Origin of the sequence: Streptomyces sp. PTY087I2 (genome assembly GCF_001687325.1) — a bacterium.
Taxonomy (GTDB): domain Bacteria; phylum Actinomycetota; class Actinomycetes; order Streptomycetales; family Streptomycetaceae; genus Streptomyces.
Genome location: NZ_LZRD01000047.1, coordinates 18,660 through 34,952, shown reverse-complemented (window position 1 = coordinate 34,952; position 16,293 = coordinate 18,660). Strand labels below are relative to the sequence as shown.

The 16,293-nt window shown below is 70.4% G+C and carries 18 protein-coding genes; 11 read left to right on the top strand and 7 right to left on the bottom strand.

Features of this window, described 5'->3' with window-relative positions; all coding sequences use genetic code 11:
- The coding region (locus A3Q37_RS32875; protein WP_255312023.1) for an RNA polymerase sigma factor at positions 1–634 on the bottom strand (634 nt) is incomplete at its 3' end.
- Positions 635–1,115: 481 nt separating this feature from the next.
- Here A3Q37_RS32875 and A3Q37_RS32870 point away from each other — a divergent pair.
- Positions 1,116–1,334 carry a hypothetical protein gene (locus A3Q37_RS32870; protein ID WP_065490437.1) on the top strand — a complete coding sequence of 73 codons (219 nt, stop codon included), beginning with the start codon at positions 1,116–1,118 and terminating at the stop codon, positions 1,332–1,334.
- Positions 1,335–1,412: 78 nt separating this feature from the next.
- On the opposite strand, the gene A3Q37_RS32865 is transcribed toward A3Q37_RS32870, so the two are convergent.
- The 3 genes from A3Q37_RS32865 to A3Q37_RS32855 all read right to left on the bottom strand — a co-directional run bounded on the left by A3Q37_RS32865 (position 1,413) and on the right by A3Q37_RS32855 (position 4,653).
- Positions 1,413–1,991 carry a hypothetical protein gene (locus A3Q37_RS32865; RefSeq protein WP_065490435.1) on the bottom strand — a complete coding sequence of 193 codons (579 nt, stop codon included), beginning with the start codon at positions 1,989–1,991 and terminating at the stop codon, positions 1,413–1,415.
- A 66-nt stretch (positions 1,992–2,057) separates the two neighbouring features.
- Positions 2,058–2,879, bottom strand: a complete 822-nt coding sequence (locus A3Q37_RS32860) for a DUF4328 domain-containing protein (protein ID WP_065490432.1) — start codon at positions 2,877–2,879, stop codon at positions 2,058–2,060.
- 166 nt (positions 2,880–3,045) lie between these two features.
- A complete protein-coding gene (locus A3Q37_RS32855) occupies positions 3,046–4,653 on the bottom strand; it encodes a glycoside hydrolase family 20 protein (RefSeq protein ID WP_065490429.1) in 1,608 nt (535 codons plus the stop codon).
- Positions 4,654–5,100: 447 nt separating this feature from the next.
- Here A3Q37_RS32855 and A3Q37_RS32850 point away from each other — a divergent pair, with 447 nt between their 5' ends.
- The 10 genes from A3Q37_RS32850 to A3Q37_RS32805 all read left to right on the top strand — a co-directional run bounded on the left by A3Q37_RS32850 (position 5,101) and on the right by A3Q37_RS32805 (position 12,694).
- Entirely contained in the window at positions 5,101–5,718 is a 618-nt protein-coding gene (locus tag A3Q37_RS32850) for a 2-oxo-4-hydroxy-4-carboxy-5-ureidoimidazoline decarboxylase (protein ID WP_176711560.1), read from the top strand.
- A gap of 185 nt (positions 5,719–5,903) precedes the next feature.
- The gene (gene sdhC / locus A3Q37_RS32845) at positions 5,904–6,284 is read left to right on the top strand and encodes a succinate dehydrogenase, cytochrome b556 subunit (RefSeq protein ID WP_010058610.1); all 381 of its coding nucleotides are present in this window, start codon (positions 5,904–5,906) and stop codon (positions 6,282–6,284) included.
- A gap of 5 nt (positions 6,285–6,289) precedes the next feature.
- A complete protein-coding gene (locus A3Q37_RS32840; RefSeq protein ID WP_065490425.1) occupies positions 6,290–6,772 on the top strand; it encodes a succinate dehydrogenase hydrophobic membrane anchor subunit in 483 nt (160 codons plus the stop codon).
- A 29-nt stretch (positions 6,773–6,801) separates the two neighbouring features.
- Positions 6,802–8,556: a succinate dehydrogenase flavoprotein subunit gene (gene sdhA, locus A3Q37_RS32835; RefSeq protein ID WP_065490423.1), complete on the top strand. Its 1,755-nt coding sequence runs from the start codon at positions 6,802–6,804 to the stop codon at positions 8,554–8,556.
- A complete protein-coding gene (locus tag A3Q37_RS32830; RefSeq protein ID WP_065490419.1) occupies positions 8,556–9,323 on the top strand; it encodes a succinate dehydrogenase iron-sulfur subunit in 768 nt (255 codons plus the stop codon). The genes sdhA and A3Q37_RS32830 overlap by 1 nt, the downstream gene beginning before the upstream one ends.
- A gap of 141 nt (positions 9,324–9,464) precedes the next feature.
- On the top strand, positions 9,465–10,067 hold the full coding sequence (locus A3Q37_RS32825) for a hypothetical protein (RefSeq protein WP_065490417.1): 603 nt from the start codon (positions 9,465–9,467) through the stop codon (positions 10,065–10,067).
- Between the two features lie 16 nt (positions 10,068–10,083).
- Positions 10,084–10,938 carry a hypothetical protein gene (locus tag A3Q37_RS32820; protein ID WP_065490412.1) on the top strand — a complete coding sequence of 285 codons (855 nt, stop codon included), beginning with the start codon at positions 10,084–10,086 and terminating at the stop codon, positions 10,936–10,938.
- 106 nt (positions 10,939–11,044) lie between these two features.
- Positions 11,045–11,479, top strand: a complete 435-nt coding sequence (locus A3Q37_RS32815) for a hypothetical protein (RefSeq protein WP_065490410.1) — start codon at positions 11,045–11,047, stop codon at positions 11,477–11,479.
- Positions 11,480–11,484: 5 nt separating this feature from the next.
- Positions 11,485–11,934 (top strand): thiol-disulfide oxidoreductase DCC family protein, encoded by a 450-nt coding sequence (locus tag A3Q37_RS32810; RefSeq protein WP_065490445.1) that lies wholly within the window; start codon positions 11,485–11,487, stop codon positions 11,932–11,934.
- 10 nt (positions 11,935–11,944) lie between these two features.
- Positions 11,945–12,694: a TetR/AcrR family transcriptional regulator gene (locus A3Q37_RS32805; RefSeq protein WP_065490408.1), complete on the top strand. Its 750-nt coding sequence runs from the start codon at positions 11,945–11,947 to the stop codon at positions 12,692–12,694.
- Between the two features lie 37 nt (positions 12,695–12,731).
- On the opposite strand, the gene A3Q37_RS32800 is transcribed toward A3Q37_RS32805, so the two are convergent.
- The 3 genes from A3Q37_RS32800 to A3Q37_RS38170 all read right to left on the bottom strand — a co-directional run bounded on the left by A3Q37_RS32800 (position 12,732) and on the right by A3Q37_RS38170 (position 16,286).
- Entirely contained in the window at positions 12,732–14,285 is a 1,554-nt protein-coding gene (locus A3Q37_RS32800; RefSeq protein ID WP_065490405.1) for an ABC transporter substrate-binding protein, read from the bottom strand.
- A 272-nt stretch (positions 14,286–14,557) separates the two neighbouring features.
- A complete protein-coding gene (locus A3Q37_RS32795; RefSeq protein WP_065490402.1) occupies positions 14,558–16,000 on the bottom strand; it encodes a metallophosphoesterase in 1,443 nt (480 codons plus the stop codon).
- A gap of 40 nt (positions 16,001–16,040) precedes the next feature.
- Positions 16,041–16,286, bottom strand: coding sequence for an SCO4848 family membrane protein (locus A3Q37_RS38170; protein ID WP_032783941.1), 246 nt, complete (start codon positions 16,284–16,286; stop codon positions 16,041–16,043).
- Between the last annotated feature and the right edge of the window lie 7 nt (positions 16,287–16,293).

Here is a 16,293-nt window from a genome sequence, read left to right as displayed (position 1 = left end):
CGCCGCCCTGCGCCGGGGGCCGGTCCGCGCTGCCGTCCGGGCCGAGCGCTCCGTCGCCGTCGGCCCGGGGCGCCTGGGGCTGCCCGTCGGCGCCGAGGAGTTCGGCCAGCCGCTTGAGGCCGCGGTGGGCGGCGGTGCGGACGGCGCCGGGCCGCTTGCCCAGGGTCTGGGCGGCGCTCTTCGCGTCGAGCCCGACGACCACGCGGAGCACGACGGCCTCGGCCTGGTCCTGCGGCAGCTGGGCGATGAGGGACATGGTGCGGTCGGTGTCCAGGGCCTCGATGGCGTCGCCCGCGGTGTCGGACTCGGCGGCGCGCGTGGTGAGCTCGGTCTCGTCGCCGCCGATCGCGGGGCGGCGGCTGCGCATGCGCAGATGGTCCAGCGAGCGGTTGCGCGCGATCCGCGCGGCCCAGCCCCGGAACCGGTCGGCGTCACCGCTGAACCGGTCGAGGTCGCGCGCTATCTGTAGCCACGCCTCGGACGCCACGTCCTCGGCGTCCGGCTCCCCGACCAGGGTCCGTATGTATCCCAACAACCGTGGGTGCACCGCACGGTACACAGCACGGAAGGCGTCCTCGTCCCCGTCCTGTGCCGCGAGCACCGCGGCAGTCAGCTCCGCGTCGTCCCCCAGCACTCCCTCAACCCGCCCTGCCGTCCTCAATCGCAGCTGGTCAACTGCTGCGCAACCCTGCGCGAACCAGCACGCTACGTGCTCGGTGGGGGCCACGTCCATGACTTGTACAACTCGCAACAATTCGACGGCCACGGTTCCGGTGTGACAGAAAACGCAGTCATGGCGCTGAGATGAGTACGGGGTCGTGCTGCGACCCCGTGGAAGACGGCCGGGGCCTCTCCTGTGGGGGGTGGCGGCCCCGGTCGTCGCTCCTCCTCGCAGCCGTTGCGGCCAGGCACTGCGCCTGTGCGGCAGAGCACACGTGCGCGACGGTGATGCGGGTCACTCGTGGGCCCGCCCTCGATTCCGGGGCCCCTGGCAGGTCGGTGACCGGGCGGCTTTCGGACTTTCGCAGGTGATTTCCCGACTGTGCACGGTGCGGCCTGCCCTCCCCTCCTAGGCTCTACACGCCTGTAGATCTACTGGGAAAAGGGGAACGCGCGTGGCTTCGATCGACCTGGACAAGGTGCTGGACAAGGCGTGGGCGGACAAGAGTGTGCCCGAGGTGCTGGCGGCTCCGGTGTCCGCGCTCAAGGGGGTCTCGGACCGTCAGGGTGCCCTGCTCAAGGAGGCGTTCGGTGTGGTGACCGTCGCCGATCTCGCCGCACTGAAGTACGTCGGGTGGGCGCAGGCCCTGGCGGCTCTGGACGCGGCGAAGTGACGCCCGGCCGATGACTGTGGCGTACGGGTGTCGCGGACGGGCTCGTCCGTGACACCCGTACCGCTTGTGCGGCGGGGCTCAGGTCCGGCCCCTGGCCCGTCGTGACATCACCGCGCGCAGCACCCGGCGGCCCTCCGTGGACAGGTCCAGCGCCTTGCGGAGGCCGGCGCCGCTGCCCGCCGTGCCGGTGGTCTCCGCGAGGATCTCCAGGATCCTGATCTGCCGTTCCAGCTCCCCCGCGACCAGCGGGCCCACGGCCGCGGGTTCGCCGCCGCGGGCCGCCTTGAGCAGGTCCTCCTCGTCCGGCGGCACGTCCCCGTCCGGGGCGTCGAACCGGCCGTGGATCCGGAGCGCGACCAGCGAGCAGGCGTCGGCCCACTCCCTCAGCGGTACGGCGGCGAAGTCGGAGGGGGCCGCGCCGAGCATGGCCCGTACGAGCGCGGCCGGGCCGTCGGGGACCGACGCCTGCTCCATCTCCGTACGTGCCGCCGCGAGCCGGATGGCCCAATCCTGTCCGTTCTCGCAGCTCGCCCAGAGGGGGCGCAGAGGCTCCGCCCCGGTCCCCGCGAGCAGCGGCAGGCAGCGGTCCAGGCAGGCCAGCGCCCCGGCGGCCAGCGCGCGCTCGTCGGCCCGTTCGATCAGTTCCAGCAGACTCATCGACGTCTCCCTCGGTCTACCGGATACTGCGCCGAATGGCTGAAAATCGTCACTTAGGACCGGGCGTCACCTGGGTGCTCCCGGAGCCGCCGGGGCGGGCGCCACTCCGTGCAGGGCCCGTTCGACCTGCATCCGGGTCACGGCGCGGACGTAGAGGATGGCGAGAACGGCGGCGACGATGTCCACCGCGTCCGAGGCCGCCACCAGGCCCCCGGCCCGTACGATCGCCTCCGGGTCCTCCGCCCGCTCCCACATGCTCCCGGTGACCCGGGTGAAGAGGAGGCTCGCGACCCACGCGCCCCACCACAGGTTGAGCGGGGTCCGGGGCACCGTGCGCCAGCCCCCGTCCGGGCGGGTCTGCGCGCTGGCCTCCCACACTCCGCTCGCGACGCGGTAGGGGAACCAGAAGTTGGCCACGGGGACGAACCAGCCGCCCACCGCCCAGCCCGGGCCCATGCGCTGCACGGAGGGGTCGAAGACCTCGGCGTTCCGGCGGGTCCGGTGGAACCAGATGATGAAGACGACGGCGGTGGCCAGCAGCGTCACCCCCTGGGAGAGGGCCGCGACGCCGTACAGCGTCTCGGCCGTGTCGCCGGCCTTGCCGTGGATGTCCGGGGAGCCGTCCGTCGCCGACCGCTGCCAGAGGCCGCGCAGATGCAGTCCGGTGCCGATGGCGAACAGGTCGGCGGCGATCACCACGCCGAGCAGCGCCGTCACCGCCCGGGCGAGGCCGACGGGCGAACGCGGCCAGGTGCCCACCCCCCAGCCCCCGGGCCCGGAGACCGGGGCCATCAGGCCGCCCGGCATCGCGGGCCGGGTGCCCGAGCAGAAGGTGCACAGGCCGTCGTCGGTGACGGCCGTTCGGATACGGCAACGGGTACAGAGCACGGAGAAGTCCCCCCGGGACGCGGTGTGGGTGCACGGCCGCGCGTCCCTCCCCAGGAGCACGCGGCCGACGCTGCGCAGGCCGGCGGCTGCCGGGCTGTCCGTCCCGCATCTTCGCAGGTGGGGGCGGTGGAGGGACAGCAGTTTCAGCCGCGGATCGCTCCCGCCCTCACCCCGCGCTGCCCGTCCGCTTCGCCAGCTCCTGGAACTGCGCCCAGCTCAGCGCCGGCTTCCGCGGGTCCCAGACCTTCTGTGCGGTCGCCACCAGCGGCATCCTGATGCCGTCCGCCACCTGCTGCGTCGTCTGCGCGTTCGGCAGGTCGCCCCAGACCGCGAACCGGCCGCCGAGGATCTGCTTCGAGTAGCGCTCCGCGACCGGCTCCGTGCCGCGCAGGACCATCGGGGTCCACTGCTCGTAGATCCGCTTGCCGGTCGGGTAGACGAACTCGTTGGGCTCGCCGAGCACGTAGTACAGGAACTCGTCGTTGAGGTTCAGCATCTTGTAGCCCTCGGCCAGGTACTCCTGCGGCGGGCGGGCGCCGATCTCCTTGCCGGTCCAGTACTCGATCTCGATGTTCTCGTCGGCCTTGACCTTCGTGCCCCGGAACAGGCCGTCGTTCCAGGCCTTCGCGGTCCGGCCCTTCGGGACGACGACGTCCGCGCGGTCGTTCAGCCAGCTGGTGGCCAGGTCCTCGATGGTGGCGCCGGCGCCGTGCCGCTCCTCGGCGGCCCGCTGGAGCTGGGGGTAGGAGGCGGCGGGGTTCCGGACGGTCAGCGCCTGGTACTCGTCCGCGCCGAGGTGCCAGAACCGGCCCGGGAACAGCTCCGTGTACTCCTCCAGGAGCTCGTCGATGAGCTTCGCCGCCCCCGGCTTGGAGATGTCGATGGAGCCCCTCGACTCGACGCCCGCGGTGTTGCGCAGCTGGAGGTCGGGGTGGGCGGCCAGCACCGCGCCGAGGTGTCCGGGCGAGTCGATCTCGGGGACGACCTCGATGTGCCGGCTGTTGGCGAGGCCGACGATGCGCCGGACCTCGTCCTGGGTGAGGGCCTCGTCCGAGACCACCTCGGGGTGGGACTTCGACTCGATGCGGAAGGCCTGGTCGTCGGAGAAGTGCAGGCCGAGCTGGTTGAGCTTGAGGTCGCCCATCTCGCGTATGCGGTCCTCTATCCATTCCGCGCTGTAGTGCTTGCGCGCGATGTCGAGGTTGAGCCCGCGCTGCGGCCGGTCCGGCCGGTCGTTGACGACGCCCTCGGGGACCGTGCCGTCCGCCTTGAGCGACTGTTTGAGCGTACGGGTGCCGTAGAAGACCCCCGACTCGTCGGGGCCGGTGATCTTCACCTTCCGGTCGCGCACGGTGAGCGTGTACGACTCGGTGGGGCCCGCGTCCTTCGCGCCGAGCGCCAGCTCCACGTCCCCCGTCCGGGCCGGTTCGGCGCCCCGGTAGCTGATCTTCAGCTCCTTGGCGAGCAGCTTCGCCTCGTCGGCGAGCACCTGGCTGCCCTTGGCGATGACGACGGTGCTGTCCTTGCCCGGCTGCCAGCCGGGCCCCCGGGCCGCCTGGTGCTCGCGCACCGCGGGGATCGCGCTCGGTGTGCTGGACATCGGGTAGCTGCGCGAGGGCGACGGGGCGGCCTCGGCGGAGGTCCCGGAGGGCGACGCCGTGTCACCGGACGGTCCGCTGCCGGAGCCGTCCGGCCAGACGACGACGGTGAGGGCGACGGCGGCTGCGGCCGTGACAGCCGCGCCGGTGACAAGGGCACCACGCGAGGGCGACATCGGGCAGATTCCTCCGTTGAGGGGTCAAGGACAGGTGAAACGAGTGAAGAGGGTGCAAGGCTGGCATTTTTGCCGCGGCCTCGCCCATCGAAGACGTCGGGCGGCCGGACGGAACCCGGGCCGACGCAGGTCAGACGTCCATCACACGTCCCGAAACTCTCCCGTTCGGGTGATTCTTCTTCGGTCCTCCGGACGGCCGCCGACCGGTCTCGTTAGCGTTGCGGAACATTCGTCCCCCTCTTCACTCCCACCCCGCGCAACCTCCTTGCGCTCCCGCCTGTCTTTCAGGGACGGAAGACCTTCGCGTACCCCCGCGGCCCCTTCGCGGGATCACGGGGCCACCGGGTCACAGCTGTCATTGATCACGAGGAGTCCACGCTGTCCAGGTCCAGCGAGTCCCCCGCCGGCCTGCCGAAGCGATCCGCGCCCCCGGCCGGCCGGTCGGCCGTGCCCGTGCAACCGCGCCACCCGGTTCCGGCCGATGCCCCAGTTCCGGCCGATCCCACGGTTTTGGCCGATGCCCCGGTTTTGGCCGATGCCCCGGCGGCGCCGTACGCCGGCGGGGCGCCGGTCGATCATGCCGCCGGCCTGGCCCATTTCAACAGCCTCCCCTTCGCCGCCGCCGAGGCGGCCTTCCTGGAGTGCTGCGGCAGTCTGCGCTGGGCCCACCGGATGGCCGCCCACCGCCCCTACCCCGATCTCGGCGCCCTACTGGCCGCATCCGACGAGGCGGGCTACGACCTCGCGCCGAGCGACATCGCCGAGGCCCTGGCCGCGGAACCCGCCCCCTGCCTGCACCACGACGCGCCCCGCGCCGCCCACCTGGCGCTGCGGGCCGCGCACGCGGCGTACGAGAGCAGGTTCGGCCACACCTTCGTGATCTGCCTGGACGCCTACGGGCCCTCCCAGCACGTGGACCAGGTGCTGGCCGGGATCCGGGTCCGGATGGAGCACGAGGTGGACGAGGAGCGCGCGGTGACCGCGGAGGAGCTGCGCCGGCTCGCCCGGAGCCGGATCGTCGAGCTGATGACCGCCCGACCCGATCCAGATGACCGCCCGACCTGATGCAAACGACACCCTCTAGCCCGTACGTGCCTGTTTGATTGCCACTTTGATCACACCAGAGGCCCCCGCGCGAACGAACCGACAATGCGTCGCTACGATGGCCGGGGCCGGTGGACCGTACCCGGCCGGGTCAGACCGACAGTCAAGCCGGCCGACCCCAATCCCCGCTCCCGGAGGGTTCTTCCGTGCCGGCTGGAACGCTGTACCGCGGCCGGGAAGGCATGTGGTCGTGGGTGGCTCATCGAGTCACCGGTGTCCTCATTTTCTTCTTCCTGTTCGTACATGTCCTGGACACCGCTCTCGTCCGCGTCTCCCCCGAGGCCTACGACGACGTCGTGGCCACGTACAAGACGCCGATCGTCGCGCTCCTCGAATACGGCCTGGTGGCCGCGATTCTCTTCCACGCGCTGAACGGTCTCCGGATCATCGCCGTGGACTTCTGGGCCAAGGGCCCGCGCTTCCAGAAGCAGATGCTCTGGACCGTGCTGGGCATCTGGATCGTGCTGATGGTCGGGGCCCTGTACCCCGTCCTCGGTCACGCCGTACGCGACGTCTTCGGGAGCTGAGGCCCATGTCCAGCGAGACTTCTTCCGCGGCCGCGATCGGTGACGTCGAGGGTGTGAGCCTCTACGACGTCGACAACCCGGCCCCGGTGATCGAGCCCCCGCGCAAGCGCACGGGCAAGACCCCCAAGGCCTCACGCGGCAATTTCGAGATGTACGCCTGGCTCTTCATGCGCCTGTCGGGCATCGTCCTGACCGTCCTCGTCATCGGTCACCTGCTGATCCAGCTGGTGCTCGACGGCGGCGTCTCCAAGATCGGCTTCGCCTTCGTGGCGGGCCGCTGGGCCTCGCCGTTCTGGCAGGTCTGGGACCTGCTGATGCTGTGGCTCGCCATGCTTCACGGCGCGAACGGCCTCCGTACGGTCATCAACGACTACGCCGAACGGGACAACACCCGCTTCTGGCTGAAGATGCTCCTGTACACCGCCACGGTGTTCACCGTCCTGCTGGGCACGCTGGTGATCTTCACCTTCGACCCGAACATCCGCTAGGCGCCGGGACAGAGGGACCAGAGGAAACCATGCAGATCCACAAGTACGACACCGTCATCGTCGGCGCCGGCGGCGCCGGCATGCGCGCGGCCATCGAGGCCACCAAGCGCAGCCGTACCGCCGTGCTCACGAAGCTCTACCCCACCCGCTCCCACACGGGCGCGGCGCAGGGCGGCATGGCCGCCGCGCTCGCCAACGTGGAGGAGGACAACTGGGAGTGGCACACCTTCGACACGATCAAGGGCGGCGACTACCTGGTCGACCAGGACGCCGCCGAGATCCTGGCGAAGGAGGCCATCGACGCCGTCCTCGACCTGGAGAAGATGGGCCTGCCGTTCGGCCGCACGCCCGAGGGCAAGATCGACCAGCGCCGCTTCGGTGGTCACACCCGTAGCCATGGTGAGGCCCCGGTCCGTCGCGCCTGCTACTCGGGCGACCGCACCGGCCACATGATCCTCCAGACGCTGTACCAGAACTGCGTCAAGGAGGGCGTGGAGTTCTTCAACGAGTTCTACGTCCTGGACCAGCTGATCACCGAGGTCGACGGGGTCAAGAAGTCCGCCGGCGTCGTCGCGTACGAGCTGGCGACCGGCGAGATCCACGTCTTCCAGGCGAAGTCGGTCGTCTACGCCTCCGGCGGCACCGGCAAGTTCTTCAAGGTGACGTCCAACGCCCACACCCTGACCGGTGACGGCCAGGCCGCCTGCTACCGGCGCGGTCTGCCGCTGGAGGACATGGAGTTCTTCCAGTTCCACCCGACGGGCATCTGGCGCATGGGCATCCTGCTGACGGAGGGCGCCCGTGGTGAGGGCGGCATCCTCCGCAACAAGGACGGCGAGCGCTTCATGGAGAAGTACGCGCCGGTCATGAAGGACCTCGCGTCCCGTGACGTCGTCTCCCGCTCCATCTACACGGAGATCCGTGAGGGCCGCGGCTGCGGTCCGGCCGGTGACCACGTGTACCTGGACCTGACGCACCTGCCGCCGGAGCAGCTGGACGCCAAGCTCCCGGACATCACGGAGTTCGCGCGGACGTACCTCGGCATCGAGCCCTACACGGACCCGATCCCGATCCAGCCGACCGCGCACTACGCCATGGGCGGCATCCCGACCAACGTCGAGGGCGAGGTGCTGGCCGACAACACCACCGTCGTCCCGGGCCTGTACGCCGCCGGCGAGGTCGCCTGTGTCTCGGTGCACGGCGCCAACCGTCTGGGCACCAACTCGCTGCTCGACATCAACGTCTTCGGACGGCGTTCGGGCATCGCCGCCGCCGAGTACGCGGTGAAGAGCGACTTCGTCGAGCTTCCCGAGAACCCGGCCCAGCTGGTTCAGGACCAGGTCGAGCGGCTGCGCAACTCGACGGGCACCGAGCGGGTCGCCGACCTGCGCACGGAGCTCCAGGAGTGCATGGACGCCAACGTGATGGTGTTCCGCACCGAGCAGACCATCAAGACGGCGGTCGCCAAGATCGCCGAGCTGCGCGAGCGATACCTCAACGTGTCGATCCAGGACAAGGGCAAGCGGTTCAACACCGACCTGCTGGAGGCCATCGAGCTGGGCAACCTGCTCGACCTGGCCGAGGTCATGGCGGTCTCCGCGCTCGCCCGCAAGGAGTCCCGCGGCGGTCACTACCGCGAGGACTACCCCAACCGCGACGACGTCAACTTCATGCGCCACACCATGGCGTACCGCGAGGTCGCGGATGACGGCGCCGAGTCGATCCGGCTCGACTACAAGCCGGTCGTCACGACCCGCTACCAGCCGATGGAGCGTAAGTACTGATGGCTACTCCCACCCTGGACAAGACCGACAACGCCGAGGCCGGCTTCGCCGACTCGCCGTTCATCACGGCCACGTTCCGGATCCGCCGCTTCAACCCCGAGGTGTCGGACGAGGTCCAGTGGCAGGACTTCCAGATCGAGATCGACCCGAAGGAGCGTGTCCTCGACGCCCTTCACAAGATCAAGTGGGAGCTCGACGGAACCCTGACGTTCCGCCGTTCCTGCGCGCACGGCATCTGCGGTTCCGACGCGATGCGGATCAACGGCAAGAACAGGCTCGCCTGCAAGACGCTGATCAAGGACATCAACCCGGAGAAGCCGATCATGGTGGAGGCCATCAAGGGCCTCACGGTCCTCAAGGACCTCGTGGTCGACATGGACCCGTTCTTCCAGGCGTACCACGATGTCATGCCCTTCCTCATCACCAAGGGGAACGAGCCGACCCGCGAGCGCCTTCAGTCCCCCGAGGACCGCGAGCGGTTCGACGACACCACCAAGTGCATCCTGTGCGCCGCGTGCACGTCCTCGTGCCCGGTGTTCTGGAACGACGGCCAGTACTTCGGCCCGGCGGCGATCGTCAACGCGCACCGCTTCATCTTCGACTCGCGCGACGAGGCCGGCGAGCAGCGTCTGGAGATCCTCAACGACCGTGACGGCGTGTGGCGTTGCCGCACCACGTTCAACTGCACGGACGCCTGCCCGCGTGGCATCGAGGTCACCAAGGCGATCCAGGAGGTGAAGCGCGCGCTCATCACGCGTCGCTTCTGACCTTCCCGTAACTCCTGTTACGCCGACGGGCCCCGCCCCCGCAGCCTCACCGCTGCCGGGGGCGGGGCCTGTTGCTGCACCGGGCCCGCGCGGGCGGTACGGTTCAGCGGAGCTGAAGACCGAGAAGGAACGGGGATCGTCGTGAGCGAGCCGAATCCGTACGCGGACGACGCGTACAAGTGGGGCCCGCCCCAGCAGCCGGGCCACCAGCCCACCGTCGCGGACGGCCAGGCGTACGGCTATCCGAACCCGGGGGCCACCCCGGCGTACGGCTATCCGCAGCCGCTGCCGGAGTCCGCGGCCCAGCCGGGGCCGGGGTACGGGTACCCCCAGCACGCACAGCCGACGATGCCCGGCCAGTACCTCCCGGTGCCGCAGGGCGTGCCGGGCCAGGGTGGTGGTGTGCCGGTGCTGTCGATCGGCGACATCACCGTGATGAACGACGCGATCGTCACCCCGTCCGGGTCGATGCCGCTCAAGGGCGCTGTCTGGACGGCCACGGACATGTCGCGTACGGAGGAGAAGATCCCGGCGCACGCGATCGTGCTGGCGATCATCTTCGCGCTGTTCTGCCTGATCGGGCTGCTGTTCCTGCTGATGAAGGAGAAGCGGACCACCGGCTTCGTCCAGGTCACGGTGACCAGTGGCGGCCGGCATCACTCCACGATGATCCCGGCGACGGGCCCGCACACCTTCCCGGCGGTCATGGGCCAGCTCAACCAGGCCCGCTCCATGAGCATCTGAGCCACGGGTTCCGCTCATGGCACGTTTCGCGCACACGGTCACCGTCGCGGCCCTGGACCGGGGCTGGTTCGAGGAGGCCGCCGGTGCCCTGGTGGACCTCCTGGACGCCTCCCGGGAGGGCCCGGGCGGATCGGTCGTGCTGGCGGACGGGCGGGCCCTGGAGGGCCTGCGGCTGCTGAAGGGGCGTCATCTGCGGCCGGGGGCGCGGTACGGGGAGGTCCCGGCGGAGCCCGAGGGGGCCGCCGGGGAGTTCCCGGTGGAGCATGCGGGTGCCGGGGCGGGTGACTCCCCCGCTGCGGCCCAGGCCGTCGTCCTGCGTGCGTGGCGGCCGTCGCACTCCGTCGAGGTGGAGAGCCTCGTCGTGGAGGACGGCATGTCCCTGAAGGTCGGGGTGCGGCTGCGCGAGCCCCGCCGGCCCCGCGCGGTGGAGCTCTCCCTGTCGGGGCACAAGCCCGGGGGCGGCTCGCTGTACCGGTTCTCGGGGCGTGGCAAGGCCGATCTGGCGGCCTGGTGGGCGGCGGTGGGCCGACTGCCCTCGGCTCCCCCGGCCGCCCGGGCCCCGGTGTCGGGGCGGGCGGTGCACCGGCTGGCCCAGGCCCGTCTCACCCTCACCCCGCGCCCGGCCGAGGACGGTTCCTGGCTGATCACCGTCGCGCTGAGCGTGCGCGGGCGGTGGCTGCTGCGGCCGGTGGGCGCGGTGGTCCTGTTCTTCGCCCGGGGCCCGGTGGAGCGGGGCTTGCGGGAGGCGGCGGAGAGCGCGGCCGCCGAGTGGAACACGGCGCTCGCGGAGCTGACGCCGTTGCACGGCGAGGCGTTGCGCGCGGAGATCGCGGCCGCGCTGACGGATCCGGACGGGGCCACCGCCCTCTGACCCACCCCCTGTAGACCACCCGTAGACCCCTTCTTGAACATGTTCAAGAAGGGGTCTACAGTCATGCCCAAGAGCAGTTTTGAACGTGTTCAAGGAGGGGTGGGGCATGGACCTCACTGTGGTCGCGTACGTCATCTACCTGCTGATCAGCGTGGCGCTCACCGTCTGGGTCGCCCGCACGCTGAGCCGCAACGGGCGGATCTTCCTCGCCGATGTGCTGCACGGGAACGAGAAGCTCGCCGACGCCGTCAACCACCTGCTGGTGGTCGGCTTCTATCTGGTCAACCTCGGGTTCGTCACGCTGTATCTGAAGAACGCCGACGGGGTGGCCGACGCCCGCGAGCTGTTCGAGGCCTTGTCGGTGAAGATCGGCGTCGTCCTGCTGGTGCTCGGCGTGCTGCACCTGGGCAATGTGTGGGTGCTCAGCCGGATCCGCCGCCGCAGCGCCCTGGAGCGCGAGCAGACCCCGCCGGTCCCGCCGCAGGGCTGGACCCCGCCGGCGGCCCAGGGGCCGTGGACCGCGCCCGCAGCCGGCCGGTGAGCCCGGTGACCGAGGCAGCGCCCTCCGGGGCTCCCTGGCCCGGTCCCGTACGGCGGCTGACCGTGCTCTACGACGCGCAGTGCCCGCTCTGCGTCCATCTGCGGGGCTGGCTCCAGCGGCAGCGGCAGCTCGTGCCGCTGGATCTCGTACCGGCCGGATCGGCCGAGGCGCGGCGGCGGTTCCCGGAGCTGGACCATGCGGCGACGCTCCAGGAGATCACCGTGGTCGGCGATCTGGGCCAGGTCTACCGGGAGACGGCCGCCTGGATCGTCTGCCTCTGGGCGCTCGCCAAGTACCGCTCCCGCGCCCACTGGCTGACCACCCCGGCCGGGCGGCCCTTCGCCCGGGGCACCGTGCTGGCCGCCGCTCGCTACCGCTCGATGGCCGTCCCGCCCTGCGCACCCGGGGCCCGCGCGTGCGCCGCCCCGCCCGGCGGCGCGTGGGCTCCCCGATAACCTTGGGGCCGTGGTGAAGGAAGAGAACAACGTGCAGGAGAAGAGGCCGGCCAAGGCCGCGAAGAGCGAGCAGACCCGCACGCTGATTCTCGAAACGGCGCTCCGGCTCTTCGCGGAGCGGGGCTACGACCGGACGACCATGCGGGCCATCGCCCAGGAGGCGGGCGTCTCGGTCGGGAACGCCTACTACTACTTCGCCTCGAAGGAGCACCTGGTCCAGGGCTTCTACGACCGGATCGCCGGCGAACACGCGACGGCGGTCCGGCCGGTGCTGGAGGGCGACGGGGATCTGACCGTACGCATCAGGGGCGTGCTGCTGGGCTGGCTGGACGTGGCGGAGCCGTACCACCGCTTCGCCGCCCAGTTCTTCAAGAACGCGGCCGACCCGGACAGCCCGCTCTCCCCGTTCTCGGAGGACTCGGCGGCCGCCCGTGACGCGGCGATCTCCATCCACGAGCGCTGCATCGCCGGGGCTGACGTCAAGAGCGACCCGGAACTGGCCCCACTGCTGCCGCAGTTGATGTGGCTGATGCAGATGGGTCTGGTGCTCTTCTGGGTGTACGACCGCAGCGAGGGCGCCGAGCGCAGCCGCCGGCTCGTCGAGCGCACCGCACCGATCGCCGCCCGGGCCATCTCGCTCTCCCGGTTCCGGGTGCTGCGCCCGCTGGTGCGGCAGATCCACGGACTGCTGGTGGAGTTCCTGCCGGGTGCCGGAACGGATACGGCGACGGCCGGGGCGGGGCCCCGGCCGTCGAACTGAAGCGGTGCCCCCGGCCGTGACGGCCGGGGGCGGACCGTCAGATCCAGGCCAGTTCCCACAGGCGCCAGGTGCCGGTGCCGTCGGAGAGGTACTGGGAGCCGGCGACCTCGGACTTGGCGACGACGTAGTCCTTCTTCTGCCACAGCGGCAGCAGCGGGACGTCCTCGCCGACCAGCGCCTGCATCTCCTTGAAGTCGTTCGAGGTGCGGCTGCGGTCGCTGAACTGCTGCGTGGCGGCGATCAGCTGGTCCATCTTCTTGCTGGAGTAGCCGCTGTGCAGGACGTTCCCGGTGCCGACGAGCGGCTGGCTGAACGTGTCGGGGTCCGGGAAGTCGGGGAACCAGCCGACGGTGTACATGTCGTACTTACCGGCCGCGTACTCCTTCTGGTACGTCGTCCACTCCACGGCCCGCACCGAGACCTTGAACAGTCCGTCCTTCTCCAGCTGACGGCGCAGCTCGGCGGTCTCCTTGGTGTACATGTCGCCCTCGCGGTAGGCGAAGTTGATGGCGACAGGCGTCTGCACTCCGGCCTGCTCCAGCAGCTGCTCGGCGCGCGCCGGGTCGGAGGAGGGGTAGGCGTCGAAGAACGGGGTGCTGTGCCCGATGTAGCCGGTGGGGATCAGCGAGTACAGCGGGTCGACGGTGCCCTGGTAGACCTTGCGGACCAGCGGGCCCCGGTCGAGGAGCGCGGCGACGGCCTGGCGGACCTTCTTCTCCCCGAACGGCGAGCTCGACCGGGTGTTGAAGATGATGTTGCGGATCTCGGCGCTGGCCGCCTCGGTCACCCGCACGTCCGGGTCGTTGACGTTGAGGTTGGCGAGCGTCTCGGACGGCAGCTGACGGTGGGCGATGTCCACGTCGCCGCTGTTCCAGGACGTCTGGAGGTCCTCGGAGGTCTTGAAGTACCGGATGTTGACCGCTTCGCCGGTCTTCTTGAGCGCGCCCCGGTACTTCAGGTTCGGCACCAGTTCGGCGCGGTTCCCCGACTCGTACGACTTGAGGACGTACGGGCCGGAGCCGTCGACCTCGTTGCCCGTACGGAGCTTGTCGCCGGGGTACTTGGTGGGGTCGACGATCGCCGCGGCGCCGGTGGCGATCTTCTGCGGGAAGGTCGCGTCGCGCCCGGACAGGTTGAACGTGATCGTGCGGCCCTCGGTCGTCACCGTCTTGAGGGTCGGGAAGAGACCCGCGGGGCCGACGTCCGACTTGATCCGGAAGATCCGGTCGAAGGAGTACTTGACGTCCTGGGCGGTGATCTTGCGGCCGTTGGAGAAGGTCAGGTCGTCACGGAGCTTGCACTGGTACGTCTGGAGCTTCTGCCCGACGAACCCGCAGCTCTCGGCGGCGTCCGGCTCCGGCGTGACGGCGTTGGGCTTGAAGGTCAACAGCGACTGGTAGATGTTGCTGTAGATCGCCCAGGAACCCGCGTCGTAGGCGCCGGCCGGGTCGAGCGAGGTGACGACGTCCGACGTACCGACCGTGATCGCGTCGCTCTTCGCCTCCCCCGACGGGAGCAGTTGCCAGGCACCGACGCCCGCTATGACCAAAACCGCGAGAATCGCGAGAATCCGTACCCGGACCGACCGCATTGCCGTGCTCTCCCTTACCAGCCCCACCTCGGCGGTCGCGTTTGTGACGCGTACGTCGCCGCATGTTCGCGCTTACCCAATCACACGATTTTCACATCTGGAAGAGTAAATGGGACACTCACAGCCTTTTATTGGACACACCCGGGAAGCGTTGTCCGAAAAGGCGGTTTCGCTCCTCCCACCTGCGGGTTTCCGTAGCTGACGGTGACCCGTCGGTGTGGATTTCATGATGACCGGCCGAAGGGTTTCGGACCGTCGTATCCGCAACGCGGTTACGCCTGACGGGAGGCCAGTTCCACGACGGTGATGTCGGACGGGGCGCCCACCCGGACGGGCGGGCCCCAGGCGCCCGCGCCGCGCGAGACGAAGAGCTGGGTGTCGCCGTAGCGTTCGAGACCGGCGACGGTCGGGTTGGCCAGTTCGGCGAGGAGGTTGCCGGGCCAGAGCTGGCCGCCATGGGTGTGGCCGGAGAGTTGCAGGTCGACGCCGTGCTCGACGGCGTCGTGGATGACGACCGGCTGGTGCGCCATCAGGACGGCGGCGCGGGCCCGGTCCCGGTCGCCCAGCGCACGGCCGAAGTCGGGCCCCTGCCCCTCGGTCTCGCCCGCGACGTCGTTGACGCCGGCGAGGTCGAAGCCCTCGATCTCCACGCGGGCGTTCTCCAGCGGGACCAGACCGAGTTCGCGGACGTGATCGACCCACTGCTCGGCGCCGGAGAAGTATTCGTGGTTGCCGGTGACGAAGTAGCTGCCGTGCCGGGCGCGCAGGGCGGCCAGGGGTTCGGCGGCGGAGCCGAGGTCGGCGACGGACCCGTCGACGAGGTCGCCGACGACGGCGACCAGGTCGGGCGAGGTCGCGTTGATCGTGTCGACGATCCGGCGGGTGTGGGCGCGGCCGAGGATCGGGCCGATGTGGATGTCGCTGACCACGGCGATCCGGAAGCCGTGGGCGGCGCGGGGCAGTTTGGCCAGCGGGACGGTGATCCGCTGGACGCTCGGCCCGCGCAGCACGCCGTACGCGCCGTACCCGACGGTCGCGAGCCCGGCGGCGGCCGCCGCGCCGCCGACGACCCGGGAGACGAAGAGGCGGCGGGAGGGGTGGGGGGCGAGGGCGGGCGCGGGGGTGGTTTCGGGGGCGGCCGGGGTGGTGACTGCCGGTTCCTCCGTCGGTTCCGTTTCCGGTTCCGTCACGGGGTCGGACGCCTCGGATGCCGTACGCGCCACCGCGTCCGAGGGGGCGGAGAGTCCGGCGGATCCGGACGTCACCAGCTCTTCGGTACGGGGACGGGTCTCGTCCGGGACCTCCACGAGGGTTCCGGAAGTCTCTGCGGGGATTCCGGAAGTCGTTCCGCTTGCCGTTCCGGTTTCCGTTCCCCTTTCCGCCTCGGCCCGTGCCGCGTCGCGCCGGGCGAGGACCCGCAGGAGAACCGGGCGTACGACCTCGCCCACGAGCAGCGCCAGCGTCAGATAGAGCAGGCAGGCCAGCCACAGGAAGCCCGGCCAGGCCAGCACCTGCTGGAGCCAGAAGGGGGCGCCCACCCGGCCCGACGTCAGGGCGCCGACGCTCAGCAGGGGCAGCACGAAGGCGGCGACGGTGCCCGCCCGGCGCAGCCTGCTGCCGGGCGCCGTCGTGTCACCGACGAAGCGCCGCCACACATACCGGTGCACGGCGCCGAGCAGCGCCAGCACCACGAGCGCCACCAGGGCGAAGACCACTACAGCCATCCGAGCTTCCCCATGTTCCCGGTTCCCGTCGTCATGCGCGTGTGTCGCGCAAAGCCCGGACTCCGCGCAACCCGATCACGCCGACCGCCGTCCCCAGAAGAAAGGACGCGATGGCGAGCAGCAGGTGCACCCAGAAGTACCCGGTCGGTTCGCCCGCGTCGTCGAAGGCGAGCCCGCTGCCGTCCTGCCACAGGTTCTTGACGAAAGTGATCCAGATGAACCAGCTCCACACCCCGAACGCGAGCAGGAACCAGGACACGCGGCGGCTGAGCTTCATGGGTCCA